Source organism: Pseudoalteromonas distincta (assembly GCF_005877035.1).
Lineage (GTDB): Bacteria > Pseudomonadota > Gammaproteobacteria > Enterobacterales > Alteromonadaceae > Pseudoalteromonas > Pseudoalteromonas distincta.
The window spans coordinates 666593-679626 of the sequence record NZ_CP040558.1 but is presented as its reverse complement, the minus strand read 5'-3'; the positions used below and the strand labels follow the sequence as shown (position 1 = coordinate 679626).

At 37.8% G+C, this 13034-nt stretch carries 11 protein-coding genes; 7 read left to right on the top strand and 4 right to left on the bottom strand.

The features are described 5' to 3' along the window. The first annotated feature begins 22 nt into the window (after nt 1–22). Complete coding sequence (locus tag FFU37_RS03040) at nt 23–610, top strand: response regulator transcription factor (protein WP_138488691.1); 588 nt, start codon at nt 23–25, stop codon at nt 608–610. 22 nt (nt 611–632) lie between these two features. Here the strand turns inward: FFU37_RS03040 and FFU37_RS03035 are convergent, their stop codons facing one another. From FFU37_RS03035 to FFU37_RS03025, 3 genes are all read right to left on the bottom strand, one after another. Further along, nucleotides 633–2588, bottom strand: coding sequence for a bifunctional diguanylate cyclase/phosphodiesterase (locus FFU37_RS03035; protein WP_138488690.1), 1956 nt, complete (start codon nt 2586–2588; stop codon nt 633–635). Continuing rightward, nucleotides 2588–3295 (bottom strand): transglutaminase-like cysteine peptidase, encoded by a 708-nt coding sequence (locus tag FFU37_RS03030; protein ID WP_002961331.1) that lies wholly within the window; start codon nt 3293–3295, stop codon nt 2588–2590. The genes FFU37_RS03035 and FFU37_RS03030 overlap by 1 nt, the downstream gene beginning before the upstream one ends. Before the next feature lie 129 nt (nt 3296–3424). Further along, entirely contained in the window at nt 3425–3883 is a 459-nt protein-coding gene (locus FFU37_RS03025) for an LPP20 family lipoprotein (RefSeq protein WP_138489998.1), read from the bottom strand. Nucleotides 3884–4023: 140 nt separating this feature from the next. Here FFU37_RS03025 and FFU37_RS03020 point away from each other — a divergent pair, with 140 nt between their 5' ends. Beyond that, complete coding sequence (locus FFU37_RS03020) at nt 4024–5217, top strand: flagellar assembly protein FlgT (RefSeq protein WP_138488689.1); 1194 nt, start codon at nt 4024–4026, stop codon at nt 5215–5217. On the opposite strand, the gene FFU37_RS03015 is transcribed toward FFU37_RS03020, so the two are convergent. Further along, on the bottom strand, nt 5214–6116 hold the full coding sequence (locus FFU37_RS03015; RefSeq protein WP_138488688.1) for a LysR substrate-binding domain-containing protein: 903 nt from the start codon (nt 6114–6116) through the stop codon (nt 5214–5216). The two genes, FFU37_RS03020 and FFU37_RS03015, sit on opposite strands and share 4 nt — an antisense overlap. Nucleotides 6117–6228: 112 nt before the next feature. Between FFU37_RS03015 and FFU37_RS03010 the strand changes: the two genes are divergently transcribed. The 5 genes from FFU37_RS03010 (at nt 6229) to FFU37_RS02990 (ending at nt 12931) form a co-directional block, all read left to right on the top strand. Continuing rightward, on the top strand, nt 6229–6957 hold the full coding sequence (locus FFU37_RS03010) for a glutathione peroxidase (RefSeq protein WP_002961336.1): 729 nt from the start codon (nt 6229–6231) through the stop codon (nt 6955–6957). An 81-nt stretch (nt 6958–7038) separates the two neighbouring features. Next, nucleotides 7039–8487, top strand: a complete 1449-nt coding sequence (locus tag FFU37_RS03005) for a dihydrolipoyl dehydrogenase (protein ID WP_138488687.1) — start codon at nt 7039–7041, stop codon at nt 8485–8487. 145 nt (nt 8488–8632) lie between these two features. Next, nucleotides 8633–9565: a DHH family phosphoesterase gene (locus tag FFU37_RS03000; protein WP_002961341.1), complete on the top strand. Its 933-nt coding sequence runs from the start codon at nt 8633–8635 to the stop codon at nt 9563–9565. Between the two features lie 231 nt (nt 9566–9796). Then, nucleotides 9797–10837, top strand: a complete 1041-nt coding sequence (locus FFU37_RS02995; protein WP_138488686.1) for an IS481 family transposase — start codon at nt 9797–9799, stop codon at nt 10835–10837. 336 nt (nt 10838–11173) lie between these two features. Beyond that, complete coding sequence (locus tag FFU37_RS02990) at nt 11174–12931, top strand: GGDEF domain-containing protein (protein WP_138488685.1); 1758 nt, start codon at nt 11174–11176, stop codon at nt 12929–12931. The last annotated feature ends 103 nt before the right edge of the window (nt 12932–13034 follow it).

Here is a 13034-nt window from a genome sequence, read left to right as displayed (position 1 = left end):
GCATTTAATAAATGGAGAAATAATGCGCCAAAGTATTTTTATTACACAGCCTGAATTTGAATCGAAGCACTGGCGTGCAGCGTTTCCTGGTTGTTTAATATGCACAAAAGAACCAAACAGAGTAACGGCATCAAGTATTATTTGGGTTTTAGCCGGTACACCGAACTGGCTTGAGCTAGTTAAAAAGTATTCGCAACAACGTTTACTCGTTATTGTTATGACCAACGAACTTGAAATAAATCAACTTAGGAGTGCGCTTGAAGCAGGAGCTAAAGGATACGTAGAAGCACTCGCCACTAAAGTAATTATTGAACAAGTACTTGAGACAATTTGTTCTGGCGGAATATGGTTACCAGGACAATTACTATCTAATTTAGTGGGAGCTTTATCAAATACACCGTTTAAATATGCGAGTACATGCGAGCTTGAGTTACTCACAAAACGAGAACGCCAAGTAGTTGATATTGTTGTAACTGGCGCTACTAATAAACAGGCTGCAGAGTCTTTAAATATTACAGAGCGTACGATTAAAGAGCATATGGGTTCTATATTTAATAAGCTAAAAGTACGCGACCGCATCCAATTAATGTTAGTTGTAAAAGGGCATTAACCGAACGGTTAATGCCTACTACTTACTCTTTAATAACCCCATCAAAGCCTAAGTTAATAAGTGTATCGAGGTCATCTTGACTGGTAACACCTTGTGCGACCACTTTAATACCAATAGAGTGCGCTAACGTACACACCCCTCGCAGGAATGTTTGGTTATCTTGGCTGTAACTAATATTATGCCCATAAACGCTATCAACCTTAATCATTTCAAGCCCAAACTCCTGAATTTTTTCAATTTTAGTAAACTCAGGACCTACACGTTTTAACGCCACCTTAGCGCCCATACACCTTACATCTTCACAAAAGCCTTTAAATATCTTAATTTCGCTGACGGCAATACTTTCTCGTATATCAAAGCAGATTTTAGAAGCTAAATCAGGAAATGCCGATAGATAGGTAAGAATTGAAGCAAGCGCAGCATCATCAAGTAATGTTTGGGCAGATAATTCAACCGAAATCAGCTCACTTGGTGGCTCAATACTATACTGAGCAACCAACGCCTTAATTAATCCCCAATCTAAACGCGCTAATAACTTTAAGCGATTAGCCCATTGGTAATAATAACTTGCCCGATATATTTGCCCGCCAAGCTCTAGGCTCAGTCCTAATTGATTTTGCATCAACTGCCCCGTAAAACTCGTTACTGGGTATGTGTTAATTTCTAGCGATTTGTTATCTAGAGCTTCTTCTATTGCATTTTGCCAACTCGTTGCATCATCAAATAACTCGCTTTTTTGTTTATTGTCACTTACTTTTGCTTGAACACCTGGTTTATTATCGGCTGATTTTAAAAGTTCATCGGCTCGTTTTAATACATCAAACCGCGTGTCATTCTTTTGTATGTAAGTGCAACTATGCGGTATAGCTAATTCAATATTTTTATACTCTTCAATAAAAGATTCATGAAGCCTAACTACTTTTTCACTCAATACCTCAATATCATCAGTATCACTAAACAGTACAGTAAAGTCATTATGTGATATTCGGGCTATGTAGTTTTCTGAAAAGTGTGCTTCATTTGATTCTAAAAACTCGATTAAAACCTGCGAAAAACGACGTAAGAAATTAACCATTTCTACACGGCTAATTTGTTCGCTCATTTTATCTAGGTTTACAACACGAAATAAAAACAAGGCGCCATGGGCATGATCTTTCGATTTTTGTAAGTGGGCCTCAAGCGTTGCACCAAAGTATTCTCTATTTGCTAAACCAGTTAGCTCATCGTGTTGCGATTTAAATCTAAGCTCTTCTAAACGTTTATTATCTTCTTTAATAATACGGCTAAAACGGGTAGATAATTGGTTCATTGATTGCACTAAACGTGCAAACTCAAATGTACGAGGGACGGTGGATTTAATAAAACGTTTTTCACCAAATGCATTAGCCTGATACACAACATCATCTAGTGGTTTTAATATTCTACTTAAAAAGTAAGCACTAACTATACAAGCAAAAAAAGCGACAATTAAAAAACTAAAAAATAGTTTAAGCGCACTTTCCCATAAGGCTTGCTCAGCATATTGACTATGACTTTCTATAAACAAAGTACCAAACTGCTGCCAACCATTATTTACTTGCCCAACCCCTGGTTGAACATTTAATCCATACACTGCCCTAAACCACTGTGGAGCCGTCGCTTTAAGCTCATCGGTAAATGTGCGTTTAACAATCACCTCACCATTAGGGTTTTGTAGTTCTATTCGCTTATAGTGACCGGTATCAAATGTGGCTGAAACTAATAATTCAAGCTCAACGGGGTCTTTGTCTAATTGACTGATCATCAATGCAAGTGAGCTGGCGTTATCTACATTTTTTAAGTACAGCTGGGTCGAAAAATAACTTTTAGCCGAATTAGTACTAATTAAAACACTACTTATAAAGCCCACAAAAATAACAATTAATAATGCAATCCATAGCTCTTGCCTGAGTGTTATTTTTCGTTTTTTAAGATACTTAGATAAGGAAAATGATGCCATTACCACATAACTCCTTCTTTGGTTGTCTGCTCCAAAATTTTACGCCAGCGTGAAAGTCTTGCTGTTGGGCTGGCTACACTTTTGGTTGAATTATTAGCCCATAAACCTTGGCTGTTAAAGCTAAAAACAGGGCTTAAATCTACACGTTTTGCAGCAGGTAAAACCTTTGTTATTAAACTGTCTAAAATAAGTGGCTGAGCGTTTGGTGTAGCAAAATAACCTAACACCATATGCGCTTGCGTTTTGTTAGTGCCCGCAATTTTTGCTTTTACATAAATAAGGCGTAACTTGTCGTCGCTCACACCTAACGCTCTTAAGCTTATATACTTTGCTATTGCGTAATCTTCACAATCACCGAGGCCTCTGCCTAATGTTTCTAAAGGGGTTGCCCAATAATCGTTTTGTTTCCAAAGCAAAATATCTGTTTGGTAGCGTAAATTACGCGCAAAAAAATCATTAACAATAAGAATTTGTTGTTGCTCTGGCTTGTTTTGAGTTTGCACCAACATGCTTTGCCAGTTGCGTGCAACCGCCGCTCGCGCAGGCCCGTATTTTTGACCCATGAGCTCTATAAAGGTATTAAATTGAATAGTTAGTCGGCTTGCAAGCACACCACTGGAGAGTACAAAAAACAGCAATAGGTAGCGCAAATTGGCTTTGCACCATATAAATAATTGAGGATTTAAATGACTTGGCTTAATCGCCATTTACAGAGCCACTGTTAATATAAGTGGCAATAAAATACATCTGTTGAGCACTACGCAATCTGCTTAAAATTAATCCTAACAACAGCATAGCACTCAATATAAGAGGATGAGATATTTTGAATAACTTTTTTAGTAGTACGTTACTTTTTTAACTTCGCGTGGTTTTACTTCATCTATGTATAAATCGTGCACACGCTTCATATTAAGCTCAAGCTCGGTCACGTAAGTATCATCTACTGCGTAAGTTTTAATTATTTGTGCACCTTTAATAAGCCCCTGCACTTTACTTTCTAAGTAATCATCTTGAGCAATTGAGCCTTCCACCGTTGTTCCTGCGGTAATTTTTTGCCCATAGACTTGCTCAGTAAGCTCGCGGTAAGCTTCAAGCTTAGAAGCCTTAATGGCCATAAGTTGCTTTTGCGACGCGTTAGCGCCTTTTTGCAAGCTAATAGGCGCATACCCTATCGCTTTTAAAACGGGGTAATTATTTGGCTCTACATATTTATATTCAACATGCTTATCAAAAACGCTGCTACAACCACCTAAGGTTAAACACCCAAGTGTAATAAGTAATGAAATTGCTCGCATAGCATTTAGCCCTTGTATAGTAATTAGCATTACATATGCACGTTTAATGCCATTTATAGCATTACTAATAATTACCAAATAACATTGGTACAGTCCTTGCTCTACCTAGTTAATAGCTAACGTTTAATTGGAGTAAAGGTATGAAGTCGTTTTTATCATTGGCATTTGCAGGGTTAAGTGCAACGGCATTATTAACGTTCTCCCCTTTTACTAAAGCACAGTGGTATGAATCAACGGGTCACGCGAACGTCCAAAATGGCGATACAAGCGCGGCTAAATCTGCCGCTATAAAAGATGCGATTACACAGGCGTTAGTATTCTCTGGCGCACGGATTAGCTCTGTGCAAACCTTGGTAGATGGCGTGTTGATGCAAGATCAGCTAAAAATTAGCAGCCACGGAGAAATTCAAAAAATTGAACTGGTCAGCGAAAATAAATACGACAATAAATTTGCCGTTACATTACGGCTCGATATTTTTTCTCAAACAGAGCAATGCCCACAAAATAGTTTTAATAAGTTTGTGGCCGTTACACAAAGCCAACTTGTTCATCGTGAACATGCCAAAATGGGTCAAATATTTGACGTAAGCAAAGCGATTAGCAAAAATATTTTTACTTCCCTGCAAAAATCAAAAATGAGCGCAGTGCCTATTGCTTACTATAATAATGCAATAAGCGTTGATAAGTACTTTTCGCAGCAGCACGACTATTCAAATGCCCAATTAGAAGAAATATCTTCGCGCAGTAACGCTCAATATGTATTACTTAGCCAAATAACCAGCCTTTCGACTAGCGACAAACTCAATAACGATTATGCATTTTGGCAAGACGAGGCGTATGAGCGCAGCTACAACATTGAATTTGTATTATTTGATGGCACTACCTATGAGCAACTTTGGCAAAATAGTTACCATACTCAAGCAATATGGCCATTTGAAAAAACAACCATAGTTGACGTTAATAGTGATAGGTTTTGGCAATCGCCTTATGGGCAAAGCATAACTGATATCAACCAAGCAGTAAGTTATGACATTCAAGCAGCCATGGCGTGTTTGCCAACTCAAGGCAAAATAATGCACATGGAAAATAGCAAAATCGTTATTAATTTAGGTAAAGCTCATGGTTTAAAAAAAGGCCAGATGCTAAGCATTGCTCACCATAACTATTTAACCGACGCGGCAGGTAATGTTATGCCGCACACCATCACCACGCTTAATAAAATTCGCGTTGAGCAGCTTTATCAGCAAACTGCAGTAGCAGTCAGTATTGACAATAAACCGCTACCTGGCGTGCAAATTAACGATGTAGTAGAAATAATCAGCCAAGATCTTTAATTAACCTTTTTAGTTAATTTAGCTTTTAAATTAGGGTGAGCCGATAACCACTCGCCCAATTGTTCTACACCCGATAAATGCGGATAATGCTTTCTGCATGCAAACACCACATTACGCTGCTGATTAGGGAATATAGGCAAGTAATCAATCCCTACACGGTCGGTACATGCCAGTTTTGGTACAAATGTAATACCGTCATCCATGGCCACTAACGCTAATAATGTTTCTAAACTATTACCTTTATACTGGTTAGATACATCGACTCCCGCAGAAAAACAAAACTTTTGGGCTTGATCTTTAAAGCAATGACCATCACTTAACATTAGTAGGCTGCATCCTTGAAGGTCGCTCAACGCCACTTTTTTATGCTTAGAAAGCGCGTTATCTTGTGATACCGCCACTAAAAAATCTTCTTTGTATAAAGCAACCGTATGGTAATTAATAAGCTCTGGCACATCGGCTAAAATAGCAAAGTCGAGTTCGCCATTATTTAAAGCTTCTAAAATTGTTGCTGTTTGCATCTCAATAAACGAAAACTGACTATCAATAAATGCCGCTTTCATTGATGTTAATAACGCAGGCAACAAGTAAGGCGCAATGGTAGGAATAATACCAATAGTTAATTTACCTTGTAGAGGCTCATTAGAAGTAGCAGCAAGTTCTTTGAGTATTTGCGTTTGTTCTAAAATAATCTCTATTTGCGTCAACAAACGTTCACCTTTTGCTGTTAACGTAACTTGTTTAGTTGAGCGGTCAAATAAAGTAACGCCAAGCTCATGTTCGAGTTTTTTTACTTGGCCACTTAATGTAGGCTGACTTACAAAACATGCATCGGCAGCTTTGCGAAAGTGCTTGTATTGCGCTATTGCTTTTACATATTCAAAATCTTTTAAGTTCATATTCAGCTCTACGTGATAGTTTATAACTATCAGTTTAATACAAACAAACGATTGGAACTATATTTAATTGTTCGCCATAATGGCTATCAACAAATCAAGAGGAACAAAAACTATGTTAAACAATATCGAAGGTCAAACAGTCCCAAGTGTTACATTTGCAACTCGTCAAAATAACGAATGGAAATCAGTAACAACAGATGAAATTTTTAAAGGTAAAACGGTTGTAGTGTTTTCACTACCTGGTGCATTCACACCAACATGTTCATCAACTCACTTACCACGTTACAACGAATTAGCGGGCGTACTTAAGCAAAATGGCGTTGACGAAATTGTATGTTTATCAGTAAACGATACCTTTGTAATGAACGCATGGGCTGAACATCAAGAAGCGCAAAACATTACTTTATTACCAGACGGCAACGGCGAGTTTACTGACGGCATGGGCATGTTAGTAGACAAAAACGATCTAGGCTTTGGTAAGCGCAGCTGGAGATACTCTATGCTGGTTAAAGATGGCGTGATTGACAAAATGTTCATCGAACCAGATTTACCAGGTGACCCGTTTGAAGTATCTGACGCAGACACAATGCTTGATTACATCAACCCTAAGCAAGCTAAACCAGAACCTGTAAGCATCTTTACTAAACCTGGCTGTCCTTTCTGTAAAAAAGCAAAAGAGCTTCTTGCAGAAAAAGGCTTCGCATATGAAGAGATTGTTATGGGTGCCGGCGCATCACTAACAAGTCTAAAAGCTGTATCTGGTCGTGACACTGTTCCACAAATATTCATTGGTGGTAAACACATCGGTGGTTCAGACGACTTAGAAAAATACTTTGCTTAATTAAGTAAAAAATAGCAGGGGCGTACGCGCCCCTCTATATCAATCTCATCGCTTAGATTGAAAATAATAAAGGATACCACTATGAAAGAATTGCAAACCGATGTTGTTGTTATAGGCGCTGGCACTGCTGGTTTAAGTGCTTATCGTAATGCTAAACAGTTCACACAAAATGTATTAATGATCGAATCAGGTCCATACGGCACCACATGTGCACGTGTTGGTTGTATGCCAAGCAAGTTATTGATTGCAGCCGCCGAAGCCGCACACGCAATTGAAATGGCACCTGCATTTGGTGTTCATAGCTCAAAGCCAGTCATTGATGGCAAAGCAGTTATGGCACGCGTTAAAAGTGAACGAGATCGTTTTGTAGGATTCGTAGTAGAAGCCGTAGATGAATTACCAGATGGTGATAAAATTCGTGGTTACGCTAAATTTTTAGACGCAAACCGCATACAAATAGACGACCATACAATTATAACAGCAAAACGCTTTGTAATTGCCACCGGTTCACGCCCTTCATACCCTGGCGTATTTAATAACTTTGGTGACAAACTTATTATAAACGACGATGTATTTGATTGGGATGACCTACCAGAATCAGTCGCTGTATTTGGCCCTGGTGTAATAGGTCTTGAAATTGGCCAAGCACTTAGCCGACTAGGCGTAAATGTAAAACTATTTGGTGTAGGCGGCGCAATTGGCCCACTTACAGATCCAGTAGTAAAAGACTACGCGAATACTGTTTTTGCTGAAGAATTTTTTGTAGATACCGACTCAAACGTATCTGACATGATGCAAGTTGGCGACAAAGCACAGCTAACTTACACCGACAAACAAGGTGAAAAACACACCGAACAGTTTGACTACGTACTTGCAGCCACAGGCCGAGTACCTAACGTAGATAAACTAGGCCTTGAAAACACCGGCATTGAACTTGATGAACGCGGCGTACCGCACGCAGACACACATACAATGCAATGTGGTGAGTCGAACATATTTATAGCCGGCGATGCAAGTAACATGCTCCCATTGTTACACGAAGCATCTGACCAAGGTGCTATTGCAGGTCAAAATGCAGGGCACTTCCCAGATGTACGTATAGGTCTGCGCAGAGCAAAAATTGCAGCTGTATTTAGCGACCCACAAATAGCCATGGTCGGCGAAAGCTACAAGCAAATTACTGACCGATTAGGCCCATGCGGTTGTTTTGAAGTAGGCGAAGTAAGCTTTGAAAACCAAGGCCGTAGCCGAGTAATGCTTAAAAACAAAGGTCATATGCGTGTATATGCAGAGCAAGGTACAGGCTTATTTTTAGGTGCAGAATTTATTGGCCCACAAGCCGAACACATCGCTCACTTATTAGCTTGGGCTGTACAAAACAAAATGACCGTACCAGAAATGCTTGATATGCCATTTTACCATCCAGTAATTGAAGAAGGGTTACGTACCGCCCTTCGCGACTTAAACGCCAAACTTAAATTTGGCCCAGACATTGTAAATTCATGTATGGAATGTGGCCCAGGCGCATAACCTATTTACCACACATACAAACTTGCTAAGCAAAAGCCAAAACTAACGTTTTGGCTTTTTTTTATAATTTTTTTAAGCTGACCTCTCAAAAAAAAATTTAGCTGTTACACTTAATTGATAATTCAATTAAAAAGATGGAATAGCTATGCCCAATAATAAATTTAGACTAGTCACTCGCAGCGATTTTGATGGCTTAGTTTGTGCCGTATTGCTCAAAGACTTAGACCTAATTGACGATATTTTATTTGTTCATCCAAAAGACATGCAAGATGGCAAAATAGACATTACCGAAAACGACATTACGACCAACCTCCCCTACGTTGCAGGCTGTCATATAGCATTCGATCATCATCTTAGCGAAACCGTTCGCAACTCAAGCGACATAAAAAACCATATTATTGACCCAAAAGCCCCATCAGCAGCTCGCGTAGTTTATGACTATTATGGCGGCGCTGAAAAACTTCCAAATATTTCTGTTGAAATGATGGACGCGGTAGACAAAGGCGATGCTGCTCAGTTTTCAAAAGACGAAATATTAAACCCAACAGATTGGGTATTAATGAACTTTATTATGGATGCGCGAACTGGACTTGGCCGTTTTCGCGAGTTTAAAATTTCAAATTACCAATTAATGATGAAACTGATTGATGCTTGTAAAGATCAGAGCATCGAAGAAATCCTACAAATGGAAGACGTAGCCGAACGTGTTGCTTTATATAACGAGCATAACGAAAAAGCCAAAGAGCAAATTTCTCAATGCGCTACCGTCCATAAAAACTTAGTGGTCCTTGATTTAACTCAAGAAGAAACAATTTACGCCACAAACCGATTTGTTATTTATGCCATGTACCCCGACTGCAATATCTCGATTCATAAAATGTGGGGCCTTAAAAAGCAAAACGTAGTGTATGCCATAGGTAAATCAATCACTAACCGCAGTTCAAACACCAATGTTGGCGAACTGTGCCTTAAATACGGCGGCGGCGGCCATTTAAATGCAGGTACTTGCCAAGTAGAAACAAGTAAAGCTGAAGCCGTGCTTAGTGAGTTAATCGATAAAATTACTAGCGATGGTTAAGACCTAGCTAACAAAATTATAAAGTGAGTAGATTTATATTTACTCGCTTTTTTATTTATAAGAACTTAACCAGAAAGTTGATTCTTTGCTAACGCCTCACGGATTAGTTATTAACGCCTTAAGTGTATTAGTTCAGACAAGATCTGACACATCAACTTGAAAAAGTGAGAGTTACCCGTTTTGATAAAAGGTGTCGAATCTTTAAATCAAAACATATAAGAGGTAACTCTCATGCTACATACTAACAATCCAATTATTAAACACAAAGCGGGTTTACTTAATCTTGCAGAAGAACTTGGCAACGTATCAAGAGCCTGCAAAGTGATGGGCGTATCCCGTGATACATTTTATCGATATCAAGAACTCGTCGAAGACGGTGGACTTGATGCGTTAATTGATAAAAGTCGTAGAGCGCCAAACTTAAAAAATAGAGTTGATGAAGCAACTGAACAAGCCGTCATTAAATACGCTGTCGATTATCCAGCTCATGGCCAACACAGAACGAGTAATGAACTCAGAAAACAAGGCGTATTCGTTTCTGGCAGCGGTGTTCGTTCAATATGGCTACGTCATGACCTAGAGAACTTCAAAAAGCGTCTCAAGGCACTAGAAAATAAAGTTGCTAACGAAGGTATCATTCTCACCGACGCTCAAGTAGCTGCGCTTGAAAAGAAAAAACATGATGACGAAGCGTGTGGTGAAATTGAAACGGCTCACCCAGGTTATCTAGGCTCTCAAGATACATTTTACGTGGGTAATCTCAAAGGCGTTGGGCGTATCTACCAACAAACCTTCGTTGATACATACAGCAAAGTAGCGTTCGCTAAGCTCTACACCACGAAAACGCCAATTACTGCGGCTGACATACTCAACGACAAAGTACTGCCGTACTTCGAACAGTACGAGCTTCCCATGCTACGTATTCTAACCGATAGAGGCACTGAATATTGTGGCAAAGTCGAACATCATGATTACCAGTTATATCTGGCTATTAATGATATCGATCATACAAAAACCAAAGCTATGTCACCGCAAACAAATGGTATCTGCGAACGCTTCCACAAAACGATACTCAATGAATTCTATCAAGTTACATTCCGTAAAAAGCTATATAGCTCATTAGCGGAATTGCAAAAGGATCTGGACGAATGGATGATTTATTACAATAATGACCGAACTCATCAAGGAAAAATATGCTGTGGCAGAACGCCATTAGAAACTTTATTAGATGGAAAATTGATCTGGGCTGAGAAAAATTTAGCTCAAATCTAGACTGACAGTCACCGATTAAAAAACGGGTAACTGTCAGATCAAGTCTGAGCTAGTACACCTTAAGTTTCCAAGAACAGCATTGAACGTTCAGGAAAGATTACGATCATTTTGTATTTTTCACTTAACTTTACAAAGCAGACCTTCCCTAAGCACTCTCCTTCCTAATACTCGCTTATAAACAACATCGGATATAACTTACAACTCCTAACTATAATGTCTCGAAGTTTATTTATATGCATAGCAGCATATAAATTTTAGCGTATGTGTAGTAACTTTTATTCTTTCTGATAACCTAAACGGAAATTGGTTTACCACTATAATTTGCAGTAAATAACAATGAAGTTAAAACCTTTAATCCTCACCGCTCTTTTAGTAATGACTCTCATTACATTTCATAGCAATGCGCAAGAGAGTCGTTGTACAAATTATGGCTCTGTTATTTCAAGTCTTTATAATTCGATAGAGACTCTAAACGTCAAAAAATTAAAGGCAATAAACGAACATTTAAAAAATCATTGTGTTCATAACAATATTGAAACTCACCTTTTATTCAGTGAGTTAACAATTGCTGATGCTGAAAAAGATAGAAATAACATAGAGCTTATTAGAAACAAGATTACAGCCTTAAATATTTTAGATAAAAGTAATCCTCGCTTTGCATGGCATCTATACGTAATGGCTCAAAGTTGGTTTTGGGATTCAAAGACTGAAAAAGCAATTGCATTACTTAGTGAATACAAATCCTATTTTATAGGTGAGCCAAAAAACTCTATTGAAGTTAGAGCTTTATCTTTAATAGGCGGCTATTTTGATAATGCCGAATCGAGCATAGAAAAAGAAAAAAATACCTATTTTGATAAAGCTGAGATTAAAGCAAATGAAATTGGTGATCCTGAATTAATATTATACGTTAACTTTAGAAAAGGCAGCGAAGCCTATCCCGATTTAAATACTGATAGTGCTGTTGAATATAAAAAGAAAAGAGATAAATGGGTTAGCATGCTAGATTCAGTGGATTCTTGTGTAACCAAAGCTGAAGTATTACTTTATTGGGGGTACTTGGAGATTGAAGACAAGAACAAAAGCTTATCAACATTAAAAGAGGCTATCCAAATATTATCTGACTTTGGCGTCACTAGAACGGCATTAGACGGCTCCATATTATATATTCAATTATTACAAAGTTATGGTGAATTGTCAGAAGCTGAGTTCATGATTAATAAATTAATTGAAGACCACTATAGCTTAATGGACGACTATCAGATAAAAAAGTTATATGAATGGCTTTTTGAATTTAGTAAGTCACAAAAACGATTCGAAGATGCTATGAAATATAAAGATAAGTATTACGAAAACTTACTTAGTGAAGACGATAAGAGCCAAAAAGAATTAGATGAATTACTCTCTGAATATAAAGTTGAAGAGCAAAAAAGCGCAAACAGAATTTTAGAACAGTCGCTTGAAGTAACTAAATTAGAAAAAGAAAATGAAAAACAAAAAAATTATATTTTAGTTATGTTTATTATCACGTTATCGATAACTGTACTTTTGCTTTCACTCATTGTTTACCGGAGTCAAAAATCTAAAAATGAACTGAGTAAATTAGCAATGATTGACGTGCTAACTGGTGCGCCAAATAGACGAGCAATTACCCTTCAAGCAACCAAAGAATTAGCAATTGCTCAACGTAAATGTCAAAATTTAACAATACTATTGGCTGACTTAGATAACTTTAAATCTATAAATGATATTTATGGGCATGATGTGGGGGATTTTGTGCTAAAGAAATTTGCAGATATTGCTTCAGAAAATATTAGAGCAATGGATAAATTTGGTCGCTGGGGAGGTGAAGAGTGGTTATTTATCCTACCAGCTACTTCGATTGAAGAAGCAAAAAATTTATTTGAGCGTCTTTCAAGTAAATTATCCAAGGTTGAAGTCGATGGTCTTTCAAATATAACATTCTCAATGGGAGCAGTTGAACTTTATAGCAATTCTGATTCAGATTTAAATTCATTAATAAGGAAAGCCGATGATAAGTTATATATAGCTAAAAAATCTGGTAAAAACAGAGTTTGCTTTGCCCCAAAATAGCTAATTAAGAACTTTACCTTATGTGCGGTAAGAAAATATATATCGATGACAAAACTGACTTTTAGCTTGGATACACAATTATCCAAAAGATAGTAATTTGAAC